Genomic DNA, 22242 nt, shown 5'->3' on the forward strand with positions numbered 1-22242 from the left:
CTTGGCCGTTAAGCCGTGCGCTGCCACAGCGCGTAATACACCTGGCCGGCCTTCTGCTCGCGGTGCAAGCGCCAGTTGCCGGGCATGCCGAGGCTGGAAGGCGGGTTTTCGCTTTCGGTATACACCCAGGCGTCAGCCGCCAGCCAGCCGTTCTGCTCGAGTAGGGTGCAGGCCGGCAGCAGCAGATTCTGGCTGAACGGTGGGTCGAGGAACACCAGGTCGAAGGTGCTGGCCGGCTGGCTCTGCAGGTAGGCCAGGGCATCGACCTGCTGCAGCTGGCCGTTGTCGCAGTTCAGCGTTTGCAGGTGGCCGCGCAGGCTGGCGATGGCCGCCGGGTTAAGGTCCAGGGCCAGGGCGCTGCCGGCCCCGCGGGACAGCGCTTCAAGAAACAGCGCGCCACTGCCGGCGAACAGGTCAAGCACCTTGGCCCCTTCGACATAGGGCGCGAGCCAGTTGAACAGGGTCTCGCGCACCCGGTTCGGCGTCGGCCGCAGGCCTGCAGCCATGGGGAAGTTGAACTGACGCGAGCGCCATTGCCCGCCGATGATGCGCAGCTGGCCATCGCCGGCATGGGCGGGTGCGCCGTTGTGCGGCTTGGGTCGCTTGCTCATCAGTGCTCCGGTATGGCAGACGGTTGTTCGAGGGGTTTGTCGCTGGGCGGCGGCAGTTCCTTCTGCTCGACCGTCGGCCCGGCGGTGACGATCACCAGGGCTTCGGGGTCGAGGTGTCGGGCCATGGCGGCCTTGACCTGTTCGACGCTCAGGGCCTGGACGTCGCGCATAAAGTCTTCCAGGTAGCTCAGCGGCAGGTCATAGAAACCGATGGAGCCGAGCTGGCCAACGATGTCGGCGTTGCTGGCGGTTGACAGCGGGAAGCTGCCAGCCAGTTCGCGCTTGGCGTTGTGCAGTTCGTCCGCGGTGGGGCCGCTGCCGATAAAGTCGGCGAGCATGCCCTTGACCAGCTGCAGGGTGCCGTCGCTGAGTTCGGCGCGGGTCTGCAGGTTGATCATGAATGGGCCGCGGGCCTGCATGGCGCTGAAACCGGAATACACGCCATAGGTCAGGCCACGCTTCTCGCGTACTTCGCTCATCAGGCGGGTGCCGAAGCCACCGCCGCCGAACACCTGGTTGCCGAGGTACAGCGCGGCGTAGTCCGGGTCGCGGCGGTCGATGCCCAGCTGGGCAATCATCAGGTGGGTCTGGTTCGATGGAAACTCGATATGCTGCAGACCGGCCTTGGGCGTTTCCGGCTGGGTGATGCGCGGCAGCGCCGGGCCTTGCGGCAGGGCGGCGGAGACCGCGCTGGCGATGGCTTCGGCTTCCTCCCGGGACAGGTCGCCGACCAGGGCCAGCACCGCGTTACCCGCGCTGTAGGCCTTGGCGTGGAAGGCCAGCAACTGTTCACGGCTGATGGCCGGGATCGACTCTGCGTTGCCGTCGCTGGGGTGGGCGTAGGGGTGGTTGCCGTACAGGCGCTCGAACAGTGCCAGGCTGGCCAGTTTGCCGGGGTTCTGCTTCTGGTATTCGAAGCCGGCCAGCAGCTGGTTCTTGATCCGTGCCAGGGCGTCCTCGGGGAAGGTCGGCTGGCCGATCACCTGGTTGAACAGCTGCAGGGCCGGCTCGCGCTGTTCGGTCGCGCTGAGGCTGCGCAGGCTGGCGATGGCCATGTCGCGAAACGCGCCATTGCCGAAGTTGGCCCCCAGGCTTTCGAAGCCGGCGGCGATGGCTCCGACATCCTTGCCCGGCACGCCTTCGTTGAGCATGGCGTTGGTCAGCATGGCCAGGCCGGGTACGCCCTGGTCATGGCTGCTGCCGGCGGCAAAGGTCAGTTGCAGGTCGAACATCGGCAGCTCGCGGGCTTCGACGAACAGCACCTTGGTGCCTTCGGCGGTCTGCCAGGTCTGGATATTCAGGTCGCGGCGGCTCGGCGCGTCGCCGTTCAGCTCGGCCAGGGATTCGATAGCGGGCGGCTCCGCAGGCGTTGCCGGGCTGTCGGTCTGGGGTTCGGGTCGGTTGATCACCAGGGCCAGCAGGCCCAGCAGAATCAGTAGCGCCAGGCCGAGCAGGCCGTAGCGCAGGCCATTGCGCTCACTCATCGTCCTTCTCCTCGGGTAGCACATGGGCGACGCTCAAGCGGTCGCGGGTAAAGAAGGTTTGCGCCGCACTCTGGATATCGGCCGGGGTCACGGCCTCCAGCTCAGCCAGTTCCTGATCAATCAGTTTCCACGACAGGCCGACGGTTTCCAGTTGGCCGATGGCGGTGGCCTGGCTGGTGATGGAGTCGCGCTCGTAGACCAGTCCGGCGATCACCTGGGCACGCACGCGGGCCAGCTCCTCGGCGCTCGGCGGGTTCTGCTGCAGGTCCTGCAGCTCGCCCCACAGGCCGGCTTCGGCCTGTTCCAGGGTCTTGCCGGTCTGCACGTTGGGGGTGGCCGAGAGCACGAACAGGCTGTCGCCGCGGGGGTAGCCGTTGTACCAGGCCGATGCCCCGGAAACCAGTTCCTCGCCACGTTCCAGACGGGTCGCCAGGCGCGCGCTGTAACCGCCGTCGAGCAGCGCGGCGATCAGGCGCAGGGCATGCACCTGGCGTGGCTGTTCGGCGGTGGCCAGGCCCGGCACGTTAAAGCCCATCATCAGACTCGGCAGCTGGGTTTTCAGGTACAGGGTGATGCGCCGCTCACCGGGGGCGTTCAGTTCGCGCGGGGCTTTCGCCGGGGGCACGGCGCGCTGGGGGATATTGCCGAAATAGCGCTCGGCGAGAATCTTCACCTCGGCGGCGCTGACATCGCCGACCACCACCAGGGTGGCGTTGTTGGGCGCGTACCAGGCTTCGTACCAGGCGCGCAGTTCCTCCACTGTCATGCGTTCCAGGTCAGCCATCCAGCCGATGGTCGGGGTGTGGTAGCCACTGGCCGGGTAGGCCATGGCCTTGAAGCGTTCGTAGGCCAGGGAGCTGGGCTTGTCGTCGGTGCGCAGGCGGCGCTCCTCCTTGATCACCTCGATCTCGCGGGCGAACTCCTCGGCCGGCAGCTTGAGGCTGGCCAGGCGATCGGCCTCAAGTTCCAGGGCCACGGCCAGGCGATCGCGGGCCAGCACTTGGTAGTAGGCGGTGTAGTCGTCGCTGGTAAAGGCGTTTTCCTCGGCCCCCAGCTCGCGCAGGATGCGTGAGGCTTCGCCGGGGCCGAGCTTGCGGCTGCCCTTGAACATCATGTGTTCGAGGGCATGGGACAGGCCGGTCTGGCCCGGCGTCTCATAACTGGAGCCAACCTTGTACCAGAGCTGGGAAACCACCACTGGGGCGCGATGGTCTTCGCGGACGATGACCTTGAGGCCGTTGTCCAGGCTGAATTCGTGGGTCGGCTGGGGCTCTGCGGCCAGGGCCAGCAGCGGTGTACAGAGTGCGCCGAGAAGCAAGGCGGCGGCGCGTTGGGCAATCATATGCATTATTTATCGACCTGTCGGACGGGCCCGCTTGGTCTTAGCTTCGGCGGGCGCGGAGGTGCTAGGATACGCATCCGTTTTACTGGCGGCCACGTCTGCTCAGGTATCCAACTATTACCGCGCCCCTTTTCAGCTTTATTCTGCGGCGCTGTGAATGTTTTGGACCCCGGATGGCTGGCGTGTCGCACCTTTGAGATAGCCGTCCTCCATGCTTGGTTCCAACGACGACAAGAAGACCGCTGCGCCTGCCGCGGCCGATAAGCCCGCCGAGAAAAAAGACCTGTTCGGCTGGTTGCGTAAAAAACCGCAGCCCGGCCCTGAAGCCGCCGCGCCCGCTGCGGCAGAGCCTCCTCCCGCGCCCGCCGAGCCTGTGACTGCTCCGGCCGCGCCGGTAGTGCCGCCGCTGGCCGCACCTGTTGAGGCCCCCAAGCCGGTCGAAACCGTCGAGGCCGCGCCATCGAACCCTGTGGCTGCCGAGGCCGTGCCCGCGGCAGAGGCCCCTCCTGTCGTTGCGGCCCCGCGGCCTTCGCGCTTTCGCATCAATGCCGGCAGCGAAGTGCTGCATGCTCATATCGACCTGCCGCCCCAGCCTGTGCCCCAGCCCGAACCCGTGGCCCCGGTTGTCGTTCCCGCGCCGCCGGTTGTGCAAAGCAAGAGCGCCGAGGAAACCCGTGCCGGTTTTCTCGAACGCCTCAAGCAGGGCCTGGCTAAAACCAGCGCCAGCCTGGGCGAAGGCATGGCCAGCCTGTTCCTCGGCAAGAAGGCCATCGACGATGAACTGCTGGAGGATATCGAAACCCGTCTGCTCACCGCCGACGTCGGCGTCGAGGCCACCACCGCCATCGTGCAGAACCTCACCAAGCGCGTGGCGCGCAAGGAGCTGGCCGACAGCGGCGCGCTGTACAAGGCCCTGCAGGAAGAACTGACCGCATTGCTCAAGCCGGTCGAGCAGCCGCTGCGGATCGATAGCAGCAAGCAGCCCTATGTAATCCTGGTGGTCGGCGTCAACGGCGCGGGCAAAACCACCACCATCGGCAAGCTGGCGAAAAAACTCCAGCAGGACGGCAAGAAAGTCATGCTGGCCGCCGGCGACACCTTCCGCGCCGCGGCGGTGGAGCAGTTGCAGGTGTGGGGCGAGCGCAATCAGATCTCGGTGATCGCCCAGCACACCGGTGCCGACTCCGCCTCGGTGATCTTCGATGCGGTGCAGGCGGCCAAGTCCCGCGGCATGGACGTGCTGATCGCCGATACTGCCGGGCGTCTGCACACTAAAGACAACCTGATGGAAGAGCTGAAGAAGGTCCGCCGGGTGATCGGCAAGCTGGATGAGACTGCGCCCCACGAGGTGCTGCTGGTGCTGGATGCCGGCACCGGGCAGAACGCCATCAACCAGGCCAAGCAGTTCAACCAGACCGTCAACCTCACCGGCCTAGCCCTGACCAAGCTCGACGGCACCGCCAAGGGTGGGGTGATCTTCGCCCTGGCCAAGCAGTTCGCCCTGCCGATTCGCTATATAGGGGTGGGCGAAGGAATCGACGATCTGCGCACCTTCGAGGCCGAGGCCTTTGTCCAGGCGTTGTTTGCGGAGAAATAGGGATGATTCGTTTCGAACAGGTCGGTAAACGCTACCCCAACGGGCATATCGGTCTGCACGAGCTGAGTTTCCGCGTGCGCCGGGGCGAGTTCCTCTTCGTCACCGGTCACTCCGGGGCTGGCAAGAGCACCCTGCTGCGTCTGCTGCTGGCCATGGAGCGCCCGACTAGCGGCAAGCTGCTGCTGGCCGGCCAGGACCTGGGGCAGATCACCAATGCGCAGATACCCTACCTGCGCCGGCAGATCGGCGTGGTGTTCCAGAACCACCAGCTGCTGTTCGACCGCAGCGTGTTCGACAACGTGGCTTTACCCCTGCAGATTCTCGGCCTGTCCAAGGGCGAGATCGGCAAGCGCGTCGGCAGTGCCCTGGAGCGGGTGTCGCTGTCGGACAAGGCCGAGCAGTTCCCCGGCGACCTCTCCACCGGTCAGCAACAGCGCGTCGGCATCGCCCGCGCCGTGGTGCATCAGCCGGCCCTGCTGCTGGCGGACGAACCGACCGGTAACCTCGATCCGCGCCTGGCCGCGGAAATCATGGGGGTGTTCGAAGACATCAACCGTCTGGGTACCAGCGTGCTGATCGCCAGCCACGACCTGGCCCTGATCGCGCGCATGCGTCACCGCATGCTGACCCTGCAACGTGGTCGCCTGATCGGCGACGGGGAGGCCGTATGAGCGCAACCCGCATGCCGCCGCCACAACCGGCGCAACGCGTCGGTGCCGCGCCGAAGAAGGCCGGCGCACCGACCCCGGACGACGGTCCGGACCTGCGCAGCCAGGTCAATGCCTGGCTGGAAAGCCACCGCTCCAGCCTGGTCGACAGCCTGCGTCGTCTGGGCAAGCAGCCCATCGGCAGCTTCTTCACCTGCCTGGTGATGGCCGTGGCCCTGAGCCTGCCCATGGGGCTGGCCTTGTTGCTGGATAACGTCGAGCGCCTGGGCGGCTCCTGGCAACGCGCCGCGCAGATTTCCCTGTTTCTACAGCTCGATGCCAGCGACGCCGAAGGCCAGGCGCTGCGCGAGCAGATCGCCGCCATGGCGGATGTCAGCGAGGCCGAGTGGATCAGCCGCGAACAGGCCCTGGATGAGTTCCAGCAACAATCGGGCCTGGGCGAGGCGCTCAAGGAACTGCCGGATAACCCGCTACCCGGTGTGGTAGTGGTGACGCCGCAGGAAGTCGACAAGGTCGCCCTTGAGGCCCTGCGCCTGCGCCTGGCCGAATTGCCCAAGGTGCAGCAGGCCCAGCTCGATCTGCTCTGGGTCGAGCGCCTGAGCGCCATGCTCAAGCTTGGCGAGCGTTTCGTCTTCGGCCTGACCCTGCTGCTGGTGCTGGCGCTGCTGCTGGTGATCGGCAACACCATTCGCCTGCATATCGAGAACCGCCGCACCGAGATTGAAGTGATCAAGCTGGTGGGCGGTACCGACAGCTATGTGCGTCGGCCCTTCCTCTATATGGGCACCCTCTACGGCTTTGGGGCCGGCTTGCTGGCCTGGCTGCTGCTGGCCTATGGTCTGGGCTGGCTGGATGATGCGGTGGTGCGCCTGGCCGGTCTGTATGGCAGCGATTTTGCCCTGGACGGGGTGCCGTTAGCCGATGGTCTATCCTTACTGCTTGGAGCGGTATTGTTGGGCTATATTGGTGCCTGGCTGGCGGTCGCCCGTCACCTGAATGAATTGGCACCAAGATAACTTATTGTTTTTATTGATATTGACTATCTGTAACGGAACTTGTACTCAGGTACAAAGTCCCAAGGAGCAGTGCTAGACTGCCCCACGATTCGTAAGTCGGAGGATTCAAATGTCCACTTCTTTGCAACCTGTTCATGCTCTGGTTCCGGGTGCCAACCTGGAGGCATACGTGCATGCGGTCAACGGCATCCCGCTGCTGACCCCTGAGCAGGAGCGCGAACTGGCTGAAAGTCTCTACTACAAGCAGGACCTCGAAGCCGCTCGGCAGATGGTCCTGGCTCACCTGCGTTTCGTTGTGCATATCGCCCGTAGCTACTCCGGTTATGGCCTGGCCCAGGCCGACCTGATTCAGGAAGGCAACGTCGGCCTGATGAAGGCGGTCAAGCGCTTCAACCCGGAAATGGGTGTGCGTCTGGTGTCCTTCGCCGTGCACTGGATTCGCGCCGAGATCCACGAGTTCATCCTGAAGAACTGGCGCATCGTCAAGGTCGCCACCACCAAGGCGCAGCGCAAGCTGTTCTTCAACCTGCGCAGCCAGAAGAAGCGTCTGGCCTGGCTGAACAACGACGAAGTGCATGCCGTGGCCGAAAGCCTTGGGGTTGAGCCGCGTGAAGTGCGCGAGATGGAAAGCCGTCTGACCGGCCACGACATGGCCTTCGATCCGGCCGCCGAGGCTGATGACGACAGCGCCTTCCAGTCGCCGGCACATTATCTGGAAGACCACCGCTACGATCCGGCTCGCCAGCTGGAAGACTCGGACTGGAGCGACAGCTCCAATGCCAGTCTGCACGAGGCCCTGGAAGGTCTCGACGAGCGCAGCCGCGATATCCTCTACCAGCGCTGGCTGGCCGAGGAGAAGGCCACCCTGCATGACCTGGCGGCCAAGTACAACGTCTCCGCCGAGCGCATCCGTCAGCTGGAGAAGAACGCGATGAACAAGCTCAAGGGTTCGATCGCCGCGTAAATCGCGCTATTGTTCAGAAGCCGCACTTAGGTGCGGCTTTTTTATGGCCTGCCATCCCTGGCGGCCACCCTGCGGGCCGTCGCTGCGCGACGTTAAAAACTGCTCCGGGCAGTTTTTTATGCCTGCCATCCCTGGCGGCCACCCTGCGGGCCGTCGCTGCGCGACGTTAAAAACTGTTCCGGACAGTTTTTTATGCCTGCCATCCCTGGCGGCCACCCTGCGGGCCGTCACTACGCGACGTTAAAAACTGCTCCGGGCAGTTTTTTATGTCTACCATTCCCTGCGGCCACTCCTCGGGCCGTCGCTATGCGATGTTAAAAATCGCGCCCGGCGATTTTTATGGTCAAGGAAAAACTCGATGAAATTGCCGCCCATACGTCCACAGCACTGGCTGATCTTTGCCGCGGTTGCCGCCCTGTTCTTTGCCTGGGGCGCTTGGCTGATGCGCCCGCAGCCGGCCGCGCAGCCTTTGCCCTGGCTGGCCGAGTGGCAGGAGCAGGTGCTCACGCCCCTGGCCGATGATCGCCTGAGCCTGGTGCACCTGGGTGATGCCCTGGATGGCGAGCTGTGGCTGCAGCCCAATCTGGACGGGGCACGCCTGCTGTACCGTGGCGAATTGCAGGATGCCGATGGCAATTGGTCGCTGGAGGCGGAGGTCGGTCTGGACAAGGCCGAGTGCGAGAGTCTGCTGGCCGCGGCCGGGTTAAAGCCGACGGACAAGGAGCAGCCACTGGGCAGTCAGCTACTGGTTTCGTTGGCCAATCGCCCGATCATTGCCCTTACCCTCTTGCCGCCGGCTCCGCTGGACGCTGCGAGGCTAGCTGCGAGTATTGGTCAGCCGCGCCTGACCCTGGAGCTGGCGGAAGGCCAGGCCTGGGTCTATCCCGAGCTGGGCATGACCGCGCACCTGCAGGATGAGCAGCTGTACTTTCTCTATGCAGTGCCGCGGCGTTTGCTCAAGCAGCCTTAAGCGGTCGGGCCTGGTGCTGCGGGGCGGCTTTAGTCGGTCCCCAGCCACTCTGGTAGTTCTCTGGGCCACCAGCCCGGGCGTTGCGGCTGGATGCGGTTGAGGTAATGGCTGCCGCCCAGTTGCCATATCTGTTGGCGAATCCAGGCGGCGCGGCGGCTGACCTGGGCACTGGGGCGGCTGGCGCTCCAGGCCCGCGGGTTGGGTAGCACGGCGGCCAGCAGGCTGGCCTGCTGGCGTGACAGGTAGGGCGCGCCGACCTTGAAGTGGTGTTGCGCCGCCGCTTCCGCCCCGAAGATGCCGTCGCCCCATTCGACGCTGTTGAGGTAGACCTCAAGAATGCGCTGCTTGGTCCAGAGCAGCTCTATCAGTCCGGTAAACCAGACTTCCAGGCCCTTGCGCAGCCAGCTGCGGCCCGACCAGAGAAACAGGTTCTTCGCCACCTGCTGGCTGAGGGTGCTGGCCCCGCGCAACGAGCCGCCCTGCTGGTTATGCTCCAGGGCCGCCTGAATTGCTGCGACATCGAAGCCCCAGTGCTCGGCGAACTTCTGATCTTCGGCGGCGATCACCGCCATCTTCAGGTGGTCCGGCAGCTCGCGCCAGGGCCGCCAGCTGCGTTGCAGGTCGATGGGTTGGCCGTCGACCCAGGACTCGATCTTGCGTTCGACCATCAGGGCGGTGCCCGGTGGCGGCACCCAGCGCAGCAGCAGCACCAGCAATGCCGAGCCGATCATCAGCCAGAGCAGGAGTTTGAGCAGGCGACGGGCGATGGATCGAAACATGCGGGCTTGGCCGGAACGAATGAGCGGGCCATTATAGCCAGCTCGTCCGCTGTTACTGGAGTGATACATGGCGCGTCTTTGCCTGTTGCTGGCCGCTTTCACTGGATTTACCGGGGTGGCCCTGGGGGCTTTTGCCGCTCACGGGCTTAAAGGCCGACTTACCGCCGACTACCTGGCGGTGTTCCAGACCGGCACCCACTATCAATTGATCCATGCCCTGGCTCTGTTCGGCGTGGGCCTGCTGGCGCTGCAGCGGCCGGGTCGGCTGGTCAACTGCGCCGGTGCGCTGTTTGCCCTGGGTATCGTGCTGTTCTCCGGCAGCCTGTACCTGCTGACCCTCAGTGGGGTGAGCGCGCTGGGCATCGTGACCCCCTTCGGCGGGGTGGCGTTCCTCGCCGGCTGGCTGTGCCTGGGGTTGGCGGTCTGGAGAATGGGGGCGGGCAAAAGTGCCTGACTCGTGAGTCAGAAAGCAGGACGAACGGCAGCCTTTAGCCTTGGTCCACGCCCTGCGATCAGGCTAGAATGCCGGCCCTTTCTCCAGTTGTGACCCTACCGTCATGCATATTCAGTTAAACGGTGAAGCATTCGAATTGCCCGACGGGGCCACCGTCGCCGGGCTGATCGACCGTCTGGATCTGGCCGGACGCCGCGTGGCGGTTGAGCTCAATCTGGACATAGTGCCGCGCAGCCAGCACGCCACCACCGCTTTGCGCGAAGGTGACCAGGTTGAAGTAGTCCACGCCATTGGCGGTGGTTGAGAACTACCTGCGTTGCCGATACTGCGTTAAAAACAGGCTCAAAATGCTCATTTACACCAGTAAACCCCGCTTTTGCGTCTGTTTTGACCAACCGCAGGCTGTTACTAACGTAGCGCCTTGTCTCGGCGGCCTCGGCAAGGTTGCTCAACGACTAACCGCTTGCCTGATTCTCCGCCCACTTTACGAGGATTACCCATGAGCCACGTTCCCAGCGACAAGCCCTTTACCCTGGCCGGCCGTACCTATCAGTCGCGTCTGCTGGTCGGTACCGGCAAGTACAAGGATCTTGAGGAAACCCGCCTGGCCATCGAGGCCTCGGGTGCCGAGATCGTTACCGTGGCGGTGCGTCGGACCAATATCGGGCAGAATCCGGGCGAGCCGAACCTGCTGGATGTGATCTCACCGGACAAGTACACCATCCTGCCCAACACCGCCGGTTGCTACGACGCTGTTGAGGCCGTGCGTACCTGCCGTCTGGCCCGCGAGCTGCTCGACGGCCACAAGCTGGTCAAGCTGGAAGTGCTGGCCGACCAGAAGACCCTGTTCCCCAATGTGATCGAAACCCTCAAGGCCGCCGAAGTACTGGTCAAGGACGGCTTCGACGTGATGGTCTACACCAGCGATGACCCGATCATCGCCCGCGAGCTGGCGGCCATGGGCTGTATCGCGGTGATGCCGCTAGCCGGTTTGATTGGCACCGGGCTGGGTATCTGCAATCCCTACAACCTGCGCATCATCCTCGAGGAAGCGACTGTTCCTGTGCTGGTCGATGCCGGTGTCGGCACCGCATCCGATGCCACCATCGCCATGGAGCTGGGTTGCGAGGCGGTGCTGATGAACAGCGCGATTGCCCATGCGCAGAACCCGATTCTGATGGGCGAGGCGATGAAGCACGCGATCATCGCTGGGCGCATGGCATACCTGGCCGGGCGTATGCCGAAAAAACTCTATGCCAGCGCTTCTTCGCCGCTGGATGGCCTGATCAAGTAAAAGCACTCTAAGAGCACAGCATGACTGATTTGCCACAACAGCCCGAGCCGGCTGAAGACACCTCCAAGCACCGCGCGATCAAGAGTTTCGTGATGCGCGCAGGGCGCATGACCGAAGGCCAGCAACGTGGCCTCGATCAGGGCTGGCCGAAGTTCGGCCTGCAACTGGAGGATGGTCTGCGCGATTTCGATCAGGTGTTCGGCCGCAGCGCGCCGCGGACCTTCGAAATCGGTTTCGGCATGGGCCATTCCACCCTGGAAATGGCCGCCGCCTGCCCCGAGCAGGACTTTATCGGCGTCGAGGTACACCGTCCGGGTGTCGGCGCGCTGCTTAACGGTCTGATGACCCAGAATCTCAGCAATATGCGCGTCTACAGCTGCGATGCGCTGGAAGTGCTGCGCAACTGTGTGGCCGACGCCAGCCTGGACCGGGTGCTGCTATTCTTCCCCGACCCCTGGCACAAATCCCGCCATCACAAGCGCCGCATCGTCCAGGCGTCCTTCGCCGAACTGGTGCGGCAGAAGCTCAAGGTCGGCGGCGTGCTGCATATGGCCACCGACTGGCAGCCCTACGCCGAGTACATGCTGGAAGTGATGAATGTGGCACCCGGCTACCAGAACCTAGCAGCAGACGGCCAGTATGTGCCGCGCCCGGCTGAGCGCCCGACCACCAAGTTCGAGCGCCGCGGCGAGCGTCTCGGCCACGGCGTCTGGGACCTGAAATTCCAGCGTAACGCCTGATCCTGTAGCGCCAGCGCATGGCTGGCGCGCCGAACAAATACAGGGATGACTGCACAAGAGCGGCTCAGCCGCCTGCTGCCAGGATGGCTCCTCACCAAGACGGCCTATCAACCCGCCCGCTAACGGCCGGGTCATAAAAACAGCAGCCCTGCTTCGGCCAGGTTGCGAGGAGATCGCTGTGTTGAAAGTGTTTTCATGTCTACTGCTGACTGCCTTTGCCCTGCAGGTGCAGGCCCAGTCTGCCCGTCTCGGGCAGGATCTGACCCCCCTGGGGGGCGAGCGCGCGGGCAATGCCGCTGGCACCATCCCCAGCTGGGAGGGCGGCCTGGCGCAACCACCGGCCAACTACCGGGCGGGCATGCACCATCCTGACCCCTATGCCCAGGACGCCGTGCTGTACCAGGTCAACAGCCAGAACCTGGCGCAGCATCAGGCCCAGCTGCCGGCGGGGTTGAAAGTGTTGCTGGAAAAGAACCCGGATTACTTCCTGCGGGTTTTCCCCACTCGTCGTAGCGCGGCTGCCCCGCAGCGCATCTATGACGCCACCCGCTTCAATGCGCAGAGCGCCGAGCTGATTTCCGGCGGCAATGGCGTCGCTGGCGTGGCGGCCGGTATCCCCTTCCCACTGCCGAAAACCGGCCAGGAAGCCATCTGGAACCACATCATGCGTTACCGTGGCGAGCAGATCAGCTTCGTCACCAACCAGGCCGCGGTGCTGGCCAACGGCTCCTACAACCTGCTCAAGCTGGAACGCGACATCTACTTCCTCTACGGCCGCGAGGGTGTTACCCCGCAGGACCTGGACAACACCCTGTTCTATTACAAGTACAAGGTGGTCGCTCCCTCCAAGCTCTCGGGCTCGGCACTGGTGGTGCAGGAAACCCTCGACCAGGTGCTGGCGATCCGCAAGGCCTGGCGCTTCAGCCGCGGCGAGCGGCGCGTGCGGCGTCTGCCGATGCTGGCCTACGACACCCTGCAGCCCGATACCAATGGCCTGGCCACCGCCGACCAGGTGGATGTCTACAACGGTGCGCCGGACCGTTACGAGTGGCAGCTGCTCGGCAAGCAGGAAATGCTGGTGCCCTACAACAGCTATGCGGTGCATCAGCAGGGCATCCCCTACGACAGCATTCTGCAGCGCGATACCGTCAACCCGCAGCTGCTGCGCTATGAACTGCACCGCGTGTGGGTGGTGGAGGCCGATCTGCGCAAGGGCTTCAGTCACCCTTACGCCAAGCGTCGTTTCTACATCGATGAGGACAGCTGGCAGGTGCTGGCGGTCGATCTGTACGACAAGGCTGGCGAGTTGATCGGGGTGCAGGAAAGTCACCCGATCAGCTATTACGACGTGCCTATGTTCGGTAGCACCCTGGAAACCATCTACGACTTCAAGAGCAAGCGCTACTTCGTCGACGGCCTGGACAACAACGAGCCCATGTACAACTTCAAGGCCAAGCTCAGCCCGCGCGACTTCACCGCGCAGGCCCTGCGCCGCGAAGGCAACTGAGTTCGCCCTTAGGGCCTGCAGTTAACGCTGGTGCGCGCGGCGCACCCTACCCGTTAGCGAGTCTGTAGCCCAGAAAAAGCCCGACCTTGAGTGATCAAGATCGGGCTTTTTGCTGTGGCAATCAGGCTGTAAAGAGCAGCGCTGTAAGCGCGGCGGGGTATCCCGTTCCTACGGTGTCTGCATCACCCCGTAGGGTGCGCCGTGCGCACCAACAATCTGCAACCGTGCTGGTGCCCGTGGCTCACTGGCGGGCCAGGGTATTGCGCACTTCCGGATCGTTGATGATCTGGCGCAACTGCTCGCGGTAGGCACCGAGGATATTGTTCTGCGGCGACTGGTCGGAGCGCTCCTCGATCACATCGCGTTCGGCGATGTTCTTCTTGAGTATCTTGCCCTCGGCCTTTTTGAAGACATGTACGTTGGTGTCGGTGTCGAAATTGAAGGCGGAGACCCAGTTGAGGTTGATGCTGAAGTACCACTCCTTGAGTTCTACCGCCAGCAGGGTATCGGCACCCTGATTTTGCAGCAGGGCGAGGGCTTCCTGCTCGCTGGGGAGCTGTGTCAGCTGCACGTCCTGAACCTTCCAGCCTTGCTGTTGCAGGCCGCTGCTTAGGCGGTGCTGGAGAAATGCGGCAAGATCGCGCTCCTTGTCACCCTCGGCAACGTTCAGCACCTGCTTGACGCTCCAGTCGAAGGGAATACCGAAGGAGCCGTGGGCGACACCGATAAAGTCCCTGGGTTTGCCTTTTTCTACCCGGTGGCGCTGGTCGATCACGGTGATCAAGATCTTTTCTTCGGCTTCGTAGCTGGCTTGTGGCAGCTGTTCCTGGAAGGGCATGGAGGACACGCAGCCGGTGGTAAGGCTGCTGAGTAGCAGTAAGCCAAGCAGGTAGAAGTAAGGCTTTGTCATTGTGGGCAATCGTCCCGATCTTGTATGGGTGGAAGGCGCACGGCATCTGCGTGGGCTGCCGTGGCAGTTGCAGTTGGGTGGCGCTGGTGCGAACAGGTAGGCGAGTGCCGGCGATGTCTTATCGTGCGGGGCGGCCTCCATGCCTGCTGGGGTAGTCCCTTGCAGTAGCGGCACGCTAACCGAATGATGGCCATTTGCCAAGTGGCACCGATGGAGGCGGATTCAGGCGTCTAGCGGGGCGTGCTAGCTGCTGGCCAGTCGTCTCGGCCGAGGCGATGCTGGCACCGGGTCCTCTGTTATGACCCCGGGGCCGTCATGCGGTGTCGGGCCTCTGGCAGTGAAGATGACTCGTTGAACTCGCCACCCGGACCGCTAGTTGCGATCGGCCAGAATGCCGATAACGAAGAACACCAGAATCAGCACCGGGGCCAGGGTGAAGTTGTTGAAGAAGCCCAGGCCCTTGGCCAGGTACGGCGTGGCGAAGACGATCAGCAGGCCGTAGCCCACGGCGCAGAGCAGGACGAAGATCAGGGTGCGCAGGATAAAGTTCATGCTGGCGGTGGAACGCTGCACCCAGGCGTTGATACCGGGGCCGAACAGCACCAGTAGGGTGGCCATGATCGCCAGGGAAATATCGTAGAGGTGGCTGCGGCTCCAGCGCGAGAGGGTGACGATCAGGTCGAGTAGCAGGTCCATCCGGTTTCCTTAGTCGTGGGGCAGAAAGCCTTTCAGGGTAGAAAGTGTTGCAGCAGGTCGTTGAGAAACAGCTGGCCTTCGCGGGTGGCGCTCAGGCGTGCCGGGTCGGCGTGCAACAGGCCACGTTGCTCGGCCTCGCGCCGTGCGGCGGCGAGCTGGGCAAGGGGTAGGCCGGTGCGCTGAGTAAACAGTTCGCTGGCGACGCCGTCGGTGAGACGCAGCACATTCATCAGAAATTCGAAGGGCAGTTCGTCCGCGCCCAAGGGCCGCTCGCCGGCGCTAAAGCGTTTGCTGCGGTCCAGATAGTCCTTGGGCAGGCGGGTCTTCCAGCTGCGGCTGATACTGCCGTCCGGACGGCTCAGCTTGGCGTGGGCACCGGCTCCGATGCCGAGAAAGTCGCCAAAGGTCCAATAGTTGAGGTTGTGCCGCGCCGCACGGCCCTCCTGGGCGTAAGCGGAGACTTCGTACTGCGCGTAGCCTTCGGCGGCCAGCAGGGCCTGGCCGGCTTCCTGGATATCCCAGAGGATATCGTCCTCCGGCATCACCGGCGGCTGGTTCCAGAACACCGTGTTGGGCTCTACCGTCAGCTGGTACCAGGACAGGTGCGTCGGCCCTTGGGCGATGGCGGTGCGCAGGTCGCTCAGGGCATCCTCGATGGACTGCTCGGGGAGACCATGCATCAGGTCCAGGTTGAAGTTGTCGAAGCCGGCGGCGCGGGCCATGTCCGCCGCGCGCACGGCCTCATCGCCATCGTGGATGCGCCCCAGGGCGATCAGCTTGGGCGGCTGGAAGCTCTGCACGCCAATCGACAGGCGGTTGATGCCCAGGCGGCGATAGTCCTTGAACTTGGCCTGCTCGAAGGTGCCGGGGTTGGCTTCCAGGGTGATCTCGATATCGGCAGCAAACGGCACGCGCCGCTCCACGCCTTCAAGCAGACGGCCCAGGGCCCTGGCCGAAAACAGGCTGGGGGTGCCGCCACCAAAGAAGATCGAACTCAGCGGACGGTCATGCACCTGCGCCAGATCGGCATCCAGATCCGCCAGCAGGGCGTCGACGTAGTCTTCTTCCGGCAGCGTTGGCCCGGCGGCGTGGGAGTTGAAGTCGCAATACGGGCACTTCTTCACGCACCAGGGGATGTGCACATAGAGTGCAAGTGGCGGCAGTTCGAAGCCGCCGCCGGACGCCGTGGTCATGCCAGACCCAGCCGCTGTTTCAGCAGCGCCATGGCGCGGGCGCGGTGGCTGATCTGGTTTTTCTCGGCAGACGGCAGTTCAGCGCTCGAGCAATCGCGTTCGGGCACCCAGAACAGCGGATCATAGCCGAAGCCTCCCACGCCTTGGGCGGCATGCAGGATGCGCCCATGCCAGAGGCCCTCGCAGATGATCGGTAGTGGGTCGTCGGCATGCCGCACCAGGGCCAGGCAGCAGACGAACTGCGCGCCGCGCTCGGCATCGGGCACATCCTTGAGCACCTCGAGCAGCTTGGCGTTGTTGGCCGCATCGCCCTGGCCGTCTGCGTAGCGCGCCGAGTAGATGCCCGGCGCGCCGCCGAGAAAGTCCACCGCCAGGCCGGAGTCGTCGGCCAGCGCCGGCAGGCCTGACATCCGCGCGGCGTTGCGGGCCTTGAGGATGGCGTTCTCGACAAAGGACAGGCCCGTTTCTTCCGGCTCAACCCTGGAGAACTCGCCGACCGAGCGCACGCGTACGCTGCTGCCGAGCATGGCCTGGAGCTCCTTGAGTTTGCCGGCGTTATGGCTGGCGAGTACAAGCTCGTTGAAGTGGATCATTCGTCTGGGAAGAATTCCTGGTTGAAGTCGAAGCTGTGCGCCACGCCGTCGGCGGCGGTGACATTGATGGTAAAGCGCAGCATTTCGCGCTGGCTGAAGGGGAACTGGGCCAGGTAATAGATGGCTTCGCCCTCGGTGACCTGCTTGAAGTTAAGCGGGTGGCTGCGCCCGACCAGGTCCTTGACCTCGCCGCTGACGCTGGCGCTGCTGGCGGTACCGGCCTTGAGCACGGAGATGTTCACCACGCCCTGGGTCTTGCTACGCACCAGGCCCGCGGCGGCGGCGATCTCCGGTTGCAGAAAGCCCGAGTTGAAGGCGATGTAGTGTATGTCCAGGTCGCCGTAACTCTGCTTGCGTTCGGCCAGGGCCGGCAGGCTCAGGCAGAGGGCGATAAGGAAGAGGGCGAGGCGGTTCGTGTTCATAAGGGTACTCCTGAATAAGTGACGCGCTAGCGACGACCTGTTTACTGGGCGAGCGGCGCAACCTGAGCGTCGGGGCCGCTGATCCGGTAGATACCGATCTCACCTAATAGATTAGGCCAGATCCGACTGGCCCAGCCGTGCCGATGGTCGCGGTCGACCGCCAGGCGGTCCATCACGCTGGCCCCCTGGTCATGGCAGAGGTTTTCGAAATCCTCGAAGGTGCAGAAGTGGATATTCGGTGTGTTGTACCAGGTGTAGGGCAGGAAATCCGAGACCGGCATGCGGCCCTTGCTCGCCAGGTACCAGCGGCAGCGCCAGTGGGCGAAGTTGGGGAAGGTGATGATGCAGGTCTTGCCGATGCGCAGCATCTCCGCCAGCACCTTGTCCGGGTAATGCAGGGCCTGCAGCGACTGGGTCATGACCACCACGTCGAAGCTGTTGCTGGCGAAGTTGCCCAGACCCTTGTCGAGGTTCTGCTCGATCACGTTGACGCCCTTGCTCACGCACTGGGCGATATTCTCCGCATCGATTTCCAGGCCGTAGCCGGAAACCCGCTTGTGCTCGGTCAGCCAGGCCAGCAGTTCACCATTGCCGCAACCCAGGTCGAGAACCCGGCTGCCGGCGGGAATCCACTCCTGAATGATGTCTAGATCCGCTCGCATGGCTACACCTTGATCCGTTTCATATAGCTGTCGAAGGCCTGCAGATAGCGCGGGATGGGAATCAGGAAGGCGTCGTGGCCCTGGGGCGCGTCGATTTCCAGGTAGCAGACGTTCTTCCGCGCGGCGGTCAGGGCATCGACGATTTCCCGCGAGCGCGCCGGCGAGAAGCGCCAGTCGGTGGTGAAGGACATCACGCAGAAGTCGGCGCTGACATGGGCCAGGGTCTTGGCCAGGTCGCCGTCATGGCTGGCCGCCGGGTCGAAGTAATCCAGCGCCTTGGTCATCAGCAGGTAGGTGTTGGCATCGAAGCGGGTGGAGAACTCCTCCCCCTGGTAACGCAGGTAGCTTTCCACCTGGAACTCGACGCTGTGGAAGTCGTAGTTGAGCTTTTCGCTTTTCAGTCCGCGGCCGAATTTCTCGCCCATGGCGTCGTCGGACAGGTAGGTAATATGGCCGACCATGCGCGCCAGCATCAGGCCGCGCTTGGGGATCACCCCCTGTTCCTGAAAGTGTCCGCCATGGAAGTCCGGATCAGTGAGGATGGCCTGGCGCGCCACCTCATTAAAGGCGATGTTCTGTGCCGACAGCTTGGGTGCCGAGGCGATGGCCAGGCAGTGGCGGATGCGCTCGGGGTAGCTGATCGCCCACTGCATGGCTTGCATGCCGCCCAGGCTGCCGCCGATTACCGCGGCCCATTGCGCGATACCCAGGGCGTCGGCCAGGCGCGCCTGGCTGTGCACCCAGTCTTCCACGGTCATCACCGGGAAGTCCGCGCCAAAGGGCTTGCCGGTGGCGGGGTTGAGGCTGCTGGGTCCGGTGGAGCCGTTGCAGCCGCCGAGGTTGTTCAGGCTGACGACAAAGAACTTGTTGGTGTCGATCGGCTTGCCGGGGCCGATGCAGCTGTCCCACCAACCGGGCTTGCGATCATCTGCGCGATGGTAGCCGGCGGCATGATGGTGGCCGGAAAGGGCGTGGCAGATCAGCACGGCATTGCTCGCCGTGGCGTTCAGTTGGCCATAGGTTTCATAGATCAGTTGGTAGTCGGCCAGGCTGCGCCCGCAGGCCAGCGCCAGGGGTTCGGCGAAATGCGCCAACTGGGGCGTCACCAGGCCAACAGAGTCTTGGGGGAAGGCAGTTGACATCGACCCTGCTCGTAATCAAAGAAGAGCCGCAGTCTAAAGAGCGCCGCCGCAGGCGGCAAGCGCACGGGGCGGCGAGGTGGATGGTGTTGCGCCGGGCTGTCGGGCTATTCGCCGACACTGTGCGGGCGCGCGGCTCCCGGCAGGGTAACCACCTTGCCCTGGCGCTGTATCGGGGCCGGGCGGCGCAGGATGCGCAGCATGTCGTTGGCCTGGGCCAGCTGCTGCTCAAGCTCGGTGGCGTAGCGCCCCAGTTGCTGGCCGCGCTGGCGCGCCTGCTGGGTTTGCTGGGCCAGGGCCTTGAGCCGCAGCATATGGGTTTCCAGCTGTTGCTTGTGTTCCAGGCTGTGCTGCAGCAGCGGCATCAGGGCATCGTTGGCCCATTGCTCGGCTTCCCGGCGCACGCGCTGGTGCAAGCCGATCACTTCCTGCACCAGGGTGGCGAAGAAGCGTTTGCTCAGGCTGCGTTGCTCGGTAAACAGGGTTTTCAGCTGCAGGCGGAACTGATCTGCCTTGGCTTTTTGCTGGGCGAGCTCGCGCTGGTAGCGGCCGATATTGAACTGCGGGGCGTCGACCCCGTGCAGTGGGTTCTCTTCGTTGTGCCGGCGGTAGATGGCCGCAACCATCTTGTTGGCCATCTCGGCTTCCTGGGCCAGGTTGTGCAGATCCAGCTTCACGCTGCGGAAGAAGTGCAGGATGGCCTGGTTGATACCTAGGGTGGTCCAGCTGCCAGTAAGGTTGCGGCGCACCTTGTTCAGGTGTTCGTCCAGGCGCTCGCTGCGGACGGCGCTGCGCAGCAGGTCGCCCTGGCGCTTGAGCAGGCGCTGGTTGGTTTTCAGGCCAAGCAGGCGGCGGTGGTGCAGGCTGTGCTCTTGCTTGGTCTTGGCGGTCAGCTCGAACAACAGCTGGCCGTTATCCTGCTGGTGATTGTCGAGCAGGGCCTGTTGTTCGTTGACCTTGTCCAGACGCAGCTTGAGCACATGCTCGCTGTTCTGCAGCATGGCCAGCACTTGGTTGACCACGCGGCCCTCCAGCAGGCGTTCCTTCTGCGCGATGATGCGCTCGCAGAGCAGCTTCTCCAGGTTGGCCATCTGGCTGCGGGCCAGCAGCTCGGGGTCCTTGCGCACCTTGGCGAGCATCGCCTGCTTGGCCGACAGCGGCAGCACCTCGTCGACCTTGATGTCCAGTTGCCGGGCCGTGCTGGTCTGGATCTGGCGGATCGCGCTTTGCACGAAAGCCTCGCCGGCCAGGTCGTCCCAGAGCACGTCGATCTTGTTCAGGACGGCGAACAGGCAGGTCTGGGTGTCGTCGTCGAGCTGGCGGATATGTTGCTGCCACACGGCCATGTCACTGGCGGTGACGCCGGTGTCGGCGGACAGCAAAAAGATGATCGCCTGGGCGCTGGGCAGCATCGACAGGGTCAGTTCCGGCTCGCTGCCCAGTGCGTTCAGTCCGGGGGTGTCAAGGATACGCAGGCCTTGGCGCAGCAGCGGGTGGTCGAGGTTGACCAGGGCATGGCGCCAGGCCGGTACCAGCACCTCGCCCGGTTTATTGGTGCTTTCCAGCATATCCGGGTGGAAGCCCAGGGCGATGGCCTGTTCGACCGGCATGGGTTTGGTCTTGGCCACCTGGGCAAAGGCCTGGACCATATTGTCCGGGTCGCTGAGGTCCAGGGGGATATTTACCCAGTGCCGCGGGATACGCTTGAACTGGGCGATGCTGGCCTCGGCAAGGCGGGTCTCGATCGGCAGCAGGCGGATATAGGAACGCTCCGAGCGCGGGTCGAAGAACAGCTCGGTGGGGCACATGGTGGTGCGCCCGGCCTGGGACGGCAGCATGCGCTGGCCGTACTGGGAGAAGAACAGGCTGTTGATCAGCTCGGTCTTGCCGCGGGAAAACTCGCCGACGAAGGCCAGGGTGATGTGGTCGGTGCGCAGCAGTTTGAGGGCGCGTTCGAGCTGGGCTTCCACGGTTTCGGAGTTGAGCCGGTTGGTCACCAGCCAGCTGCGGTAGCGGGTGATCTCGCGCATCAGCTCGCGCTTCCAGGCGACGTAGGCATCGACTTGCTGAGTGAGACGCTCCATGTTCATCCGGGCTTTCCTCTGCTTGATCCGTCCACAAGGGGTGGCCCGACGAAAGTCCGCTGGGGCCGGAGCATCTGCTGCAACAATGCCGCTGCCGCTGCCGCTGCCGCTGCCGCTGCCGCTGCCGCTCGGCGAAGGGGCGATTTCAGCGAGCTGGGCTGCTGGCATTATGCTATTCATATGAATGGCGTCAATCACCCGTCACACAGCACCAGACTTAGGGTCGGTCAGGGTGTCTCGACGGCCACCCCGAGCGCGGCCGGAAAATGCCGCGGCTGTTTGATCCGCACGCGCTTCTGGCGGCTCTGCTGACCGCTTTCCAGGCTGACCTGGCTCTTGCCGACGGCAAAGGCGGCCGCCAGGAAAGCCAGTAGCTGGGCGTTGGCCTTACCGTCCACCGGTGGCGCGGTTAGGCGGATCTTGATCCGCTCGCCGTGCAGCCCGGCGAACTCATCCTTGCTCGCTTTGGGCTGCAGGTGGCAGTCGAGAATCAGGTCCTCGCCATCCCATCGGTAATAACTCATCAGATCGCCAGGCTGAGGCCCTTGTACATGCCGGTCATGATCGCCAGGTTGCGGATCACCAGCATGTCGATCAGGTTGAGCAGCAGGAAGGCCACGATCGGCGACAGGTCGAGCCCGCCCATGCTCGGCAGGATACGGCGGATCGGCGCGAGCAGCGGTTCGCAGATCTGGTTGATCAGCTCGGCCGCCGGGTTGTGGGTGCCGGGGGCGACCCAGGAGAGAATCACGCTGATGATCAGGGCGAAGAAGAACACCTTGAGGAACAGGGCGGTCACGCCAATGATCGACCACACCAGTAGCTGCAGCGGGTTGTTCAGCTCATAGCCGAGCAGCAACAGGGTCAGCGCCATCAGCACCAGCTGCACCAGGATCGCCAGCACCAGAGAGGCCAGGTCGAGGCCCGCCAGGCTGGGAATCACCCGGCGCAGGGGGCGCAGCAGGGGTTGGGTGGCGCGCACGATAAACTGGCACACGGGGTTGTAGAAGTTGGCCCCTACCAGTTGCAGGATAAAGCGCAGCAGCACCACCAGCAGGTAGAGGCTGCCGATGGTTTGCAGGATATAAACCGCGGCGGTGTTGAGTCCGATCATGTT

24 protein-coding genes are annotated in these 22242 nt (G+C 63.9%); 10 read left to right on the top strand and 14 right to left on the bottom strand.

Translation table 11 applies throughout. The features are described from left to right. Positions 1 to 8: 8 nt before the first annotated feature. From rsmD to WMW70_RS16800, 3 genes are read right to left on the bottom strand one after another with little or no spacing between them, the layout of a single operon-like run. Positions 9 to 611: a 16S rRNA (guanine(966)-N(2))-methyltransferase RsmD gene (gene rsmD / locus WMW70_RS16790; protein WP_341438605.1), complete on the bottom strand. Its 603-nt coding sequence runs from the start codon at positions 609 to 611 to the stop codon at positions 9 to 11. Beyond that, the gene (locus tag WMW70_RS16795; protein ID WP_341438606.1) at positions 611 to 2095 is read right to left on the bottom strand and encodes a M16 family metallopeptidase; all 1485 of its coding nucleotides are present in this window, start codon (positions 2093 to 2095) and stop codon (positions 611 to 613) included. Before WMW70_RS16795 ends, rsmD begins: the two co-directional genes overlap by 1 nt. Next, the gene (locus WMW70_RS16800) at positions 2088 to 3443 is read right to left on the bottom strand and encodes a M16 family metallopeptidase (protein WP_341438607.1); all 1356 of its coding nucleotides are present in this window, start codon (positions 3441 to 3443) and stop codon (positions 2088 to 2090) included. The genes WMW70_RS16795 and WMW70_RS16800 overlap by 8 nt, the downstream gene beginning before the upstream one ends. 205 nt (positions 3444 to 3648) lie before the next feature. Here WMW70_RS16800 and ftsY point away from each other — a divergent pair, with 205 nt between their 5' ends. The 5 genes from ftsY (at position 3649) to WMW70_RS16825 (ending at position 8652) form a co-directional block, all read left to right on the top strand. Beyond that, a complete protein-coding gene (ftsY, locus tag WMW70_RS16805; protein ID WP_341438608.1) occupies positions 3649 to 5034 on the top strand; it encodes a signal recognition particle-docking protein FtsY in 1386 nt (461 codons plus the stop codon). Between the two features lie 2 nt (positions 5035 to 5036). Next, positions 5037 to 5705: a cell division ATP-binding protein FtsE gene (gene ftsE / locus WMW70_RS16810; protein WP_325503699.1), complete on the top strand. Its 669-nt coding sequence runs from the start codon at positions 5037 to 5039 to the stop codon at positions 5703 to 5705. Further along, on the top strand, positions 5702 to 6718 hold the full coding sequence (gene ftsX / locus WMW70_RS16815; RefSeq protein WP_341438609.1) for a permease-like cell division protein FtsX: 1017 nt from the start codon (positions 5702 to 5704) through the stop codon (positions 6716 to 6718). Before ftsE ends, ftsX begins: the two co-directional genes overlap by 4 nt. A gap of 109 nt (positions 6719 to 6827) precedes the next feature. Continuing rightward, positions 6828 to 7682, top strand: coding sequence for an RNA polymerase sigma factor RpoH (gene rpoH, locus WMW70_RS16820; protein WP_341438610.1), 855 nt, complete (start codon positions 6828 to 6830; stop codon positions 7680 to 7682). A 358-nt stretch (positions 7683 to 8040) separates the two neighbouring features. Then, positions 8041 to 8652 carry a hypothetical protein gene (locus WMW70_RS16825; protein WP_341438611.1) on the top strand — a complete coding sequence of 204 codons (612 nt, stop codon included), beginning with the start codon at positions 8041 to 8043 and terminating at the stop codon, positions 8650 to 8652. Positions 8653 to 8681: 29 nt separating this feature from the next. Here WMW70_RS16825 and mtgA read toward each other — a convergent pair whose 3' ends face one another. Further along, positions 8682 to 9431, bottom strand: a complete 750-nt coding sequence (gene mtgA / locus WMW70_RS16830; protein WP_341438612.1) for a monofunctional biosynthetic peptidoglycan transglycosylase — start codon at positions 9429 to 9431, stop codon at positions 8682 to 8684. A 67-nt stretch (positions 9432 to 9498) separates the two neighbouring features. Between mtgA and WMW70_RS16835 the strand changes: the two genes are divergently transcribed. From WMW70_RS16835 to WMW70_RS16855, 5 genes are all read left to right on the top strand, one after another. Then, complete coding sequence (locus tag WMW70_RS16835) at positions 9499 to 9885, top strand: DUF423 domain-containing protein (protein WP_341438613.1); 387 nt, start codon at positions 9499 to 9501, stop codon at positions 9883 to 9885. A gap of 103 nt (positions 9886 to 9988) precedes the next feature. Beyond that, a complete protein-coding gene (gene thiS, locus WMW70_RS16840) occupies positions 9989 to 10189 on the top strand; it encodes a sulfur carrier protein ThiS (RefSeq protein WP_275960366.1) in 201 nt (66 codons plus the stop codon). 195 nt (positions 10190 to 10384) lie between these two features. Next, a complete protein-coding gene (locus WMW70_RS16845) occupies positions 10385 to 11179 on the top strand; it encodes a thiazole synthase (RefSeq protein ID WP_305589071.1) in 795 nt (264 codons plus the stop codon). Between the two features lie 20 nt (positions 11180 to 11199). Then, complete coding sequence (gene trmB, locus WMW70_RS16850) at positions 11200 to 11919, top strand: tRNA (guanosine(46)-N7)-methyltransferase TrmB (RefSeq protein WP_341438615.1); 720 nt, start codon at positions 11200 to 11202, stop codon at positions 11917 to 11919. Between the two features lie 178 nt (positions 11920 to 12097). Further along, the gene (locus WMW70_RS16855; protein WP_341438616.1) at positions 12098 to 13426 is read left to right on the top strand and encodes a DUF1329 domain-containing protein; all 1329 of its coding nucleotides are present in this window, start codon (positions 12098 to 12100) and stop codon (positions 13424 to 13426) included. Positions 13427 to 13667: 241 nt separating this feature from the next. On the opposite strand, the gene WMW70_RS16860 is transcribed toward WMW70_RS16855, so the two are convergent. The 10 genes from WMW70_RS16860 to WMW70_RS16905 form a co-directional block, all read right to left on the bottom strand. Further along, positions 13668 to 14336 carry a hypothetical protein gene (locus WMW70_RS16860; RefSeq protein ID WP_341438617.1) on the bottom strand — a complete coding sequence of 223 codons (669 nt, stop codon included), beginning with the start codon at positions 14334 to 14336 and terminating at the stop codon, positions 13668 to 13670. Positions 14337 to 14708: 372 nt separating this feature from the next. Beyond that, on the bottom strand, positions 14709 to 15032 hold the full coding sequence (locus WMW70_RS16865) for a DUF3392 domain-containing protein (protein WP_341438618.1): 324 nt from the start codon (positions 15030 to 15032) through the stop codon (positions 14709 to 14711). Between the two features lie 32 nt (positions 15033 to 15064). Next, positions 15065 to 16225, bottom strand: a complete 1161-nt coding sequence (gene hemW, locus WMW70_RS16870; protein ID WP_341438619.1) for a radical SAM family heme chaperone HemW — start codon at positions 16223 to 16225, stop codon at positions 15065 to 15067. After that, positions 16222 to 16818 (bottom strand): RdgB/HAM1 family non-canonical purine NTP pyrophosphatase, encoded by a 597-nt coding sequence (gene rdgB / locus WMW70_RS16875; protein ID WP_341438620.1) that lies wholly within the window; start codon positions 16816 to 16818, stop codon positions 16222 to 16224. Before rdgB ends, hemW begins: the two co-directional genes overlap by 4 nt. Beyond that, entirely contained in the window at positions 16815 to 17240 is a 426-nt protein-coding gene (locus WMW70_RS16880; protein WP_341438621.1) for a DUF4426 domain-containing protein, read from the bottom strand. The genes rdgB and WMW70_RS16880 overlap by 4 nt, the downstream gene beginning before the upstream one ends. 41 nt (positions 17241 to 17281) lie before the next feature. Continuing rightward, a complete protein-coding gene (gene metW, locus WMW70_RS16885; protein WP_341438622.1) occupies positions 17282 to 17902 on the bottom strand; it encodes a methionine biosynthesis protein MetW in 621 nt (206 codons plus the stop codon). Between the two features lie 2 nt (positions 17903 to 17904). Next, positions 17905 to 19044 carry a homoserine O-succinyltransferase MetX gene (gene metX / locus WMW70_RS16890; RefSeq protein ID WP_341438624.1) on the bottom strand — a complete coding sequence of 380 codons (1140 nt, stop codon included), beginning with the start codon at positions 19042 to 19044 and terminating at the stop codon, positions 17905 to 17907. Positions 19045 to 19148: 104 nt separating this feature from the next. Further along, positions 19149 to 21131: a dynamin-like GTPase family protein gene (locus tag WMW70_RS16895; RefSeq protein ID WP_341438801.1), complete on the bottom strand. Its 1983-nt coding sequence runs from the start codon at positions 21129 to 21131 to the stop codon at positions 19149 to 19151. A 221-nt stretch (positions 21132 to 21352) separates the two neighbouring features. Beyond that, entirely contained in the window at positions 21353 to 21649 is a 297-nt protein-coding gene (locus tag WMW70_RS16900) for a DUF167 family protein (RefSeq protein ID WP_341438625.1), read from the bottom strand. Further along, positions 21649 to 22239, bottom strand: a complete 591-nt coding sequence (locus tag WMW70_RS16905) for a YggT family protein (protein WP_341438626.1) — start codon at positions 22237 to 22239, stop codon at positions 21649 to 21651. The genes WMW70_RS16900 and WMW70_RS16905 overlap by 1 nt, the downstream gene beginning before the upstream one ends. Positions 22240 to 22242: the final 3 nt, after the last annotated feature.

Source organism: Pseudomonas sp. XK-1 (genome assembly GCF_038069885.1).
Classification (GTDB): domain Bacteria; phylum Pseudomonadota; class Gammaproteobacteria; order Pseudomonadales; family Pseudomonadaceae; genus Aquipseudomonas.

Coding starts and splice junctions, on each gene's coding strand:
- rsmD (WP_341438605.1), bottom strand. CDS start 611: ATGAGCAAGCGACCCAAGCCGCACAACGGCGCACCCGCCCATGCCGGC.
- WMW70_RS16795 (WP_341438606.1), bottom strand. CDS start 2,095: ATGAGTGAGCGCAATGGCCTGCGCTACGGCCTGCTCGGCCTGGCGCTA.
- WMW70_RS16800 (WP_341438607.1), bottom strand. CDS start 3,443: ATGCATATGATTGCCCAACGCGCCGCCGCCTTGCTTCTCGGCGCACTC.
- ftsY (WP_341438608.1), top strand. CDS start 3,649: ATGCTTGGTTCCAACGACGACAAGAAGACCGCTGCGCCTGCCGCGGCC.
- ftsE (WP_325503699.1), top strand. CDS start 5,037: ATGATTCGTTTCGAACAGGTCGGTAAACGCTACCCCAACGGGCATATC.
- ftsX (WP_341438609.1), top strand. CDS start 5,702: ATGAGCGCAACCCGCATGCCGCCGCCACAACCGGCGCAACGCGTCGGT.
- rpoH (WP_341438610.1), top strand. CDS start 6,828: ATGTCCACTTCTTTGCAACCTGTTCATGCTCTGGTTCCGGGTGCCAAC.
- WMW70_RS16825 (WP_341438611.1), top strand. CDS start 8,041: ATGAAATTGCCGCCCATACGTCCACAGCACTGGCTGATCTTTGCCGCG.
- mtgA (WP_341438612.1), bottom strand. CDS start 9,431: ATGTTTCGATCCATCGCCCGTCGCCTGCTCAAACTCCTGCTCTGGCTG.
- WMW70_RS16835 (WP_341438613.1), top strand. CDS start 9,499: ATGGCGCGTCTTTGCCTGTTGCTGGCCGCTTTCACTGGATTTACCGGG.
- thiS (WP_275960366.1), top strand. CDS start 9,989: ATGCATATTCAGTTAAACGGTGAAGCATTCGAATTGCCCGACGGGGCC.
- WMW70_RS16845 (WP_305589071.1), top strand. CDS start 10,385: ATGAGCCACGTTCCCAGCGACAAGCCCTTTACCCTGGCCGGCCGTACC.
- trmB (WP_341438615.1), top strand. CDS start 11,200: ATGACTGATTTGCCACAACAGCCCGAGCCGGCTGAAGACACCTCCAAG.
- WMW70_RS16860 (WP_341438617.1), bottom strand. CDS start 14,336: ATGACAAAGCCTTACTTCTACCTGCTTGGCTTACTGCTACTCAGCAGC.
- WMW70_RS16865 (WP_341438618.1), bottom strand. CDS start 15,032: ATGGACCTGCTACTCGACCTGATCGTCACCCTCTCGCGCTGGAGCCGC.
- hemW (WP_341438619.1), bottom strand. CDS start 16,225: ATGACCACGGCGTCCGGCGGCGGCTTCGAACTGCCGCCACTTGCACTC.
- rdgB (WP_341438620.1), bottom strand. CDS start 16,818: ATGATCCACTTCAACGAGCTTGTACTCGCCAGCCATAACGCCGGCAAA.
- WMW70_RS16880 (WP_341438621.1), bottom strand. CDS start 17,240: ATGAACACGAACCGCCTCGCCCTCTTCCTTATCGCCCTCTGCCTGAGC.
- metW (WP_341438622.1), bottom strand. CDS start 17,902: ATGCGAGCGGATCTAGACATCATTCAGGAGTGGATTCCCGCCGGCAGC.
- metX (WP_341438624.1), bottom strand. CDS start 19,044: ATGTCAACTGCCTTCCCCCAAGACTCTGTTGGCCTGGTGACGCCCCAG.
- WMW70_RS16895 (WP_341438801.1), bottom strand. CDS start 21,131: ATGAACATGGAGCGTCTCACTCAGCAAGTCGATGCCTACGTCGCCTGG.
- WMW70_RS16900 (WP_341438625.1), bottom strand. CDS start 21,649: ATGAGTTATTACCGATGGGATGGCGAGGACCTGATTCTCGACTGCCAC.
- WMW70_RS16905 (WP_341438626.1), bottom strand. CDS start 22,239: ATGATCGGACTCAACACCGCCGCGGTTTATATCCTGCAAACCATCGGC.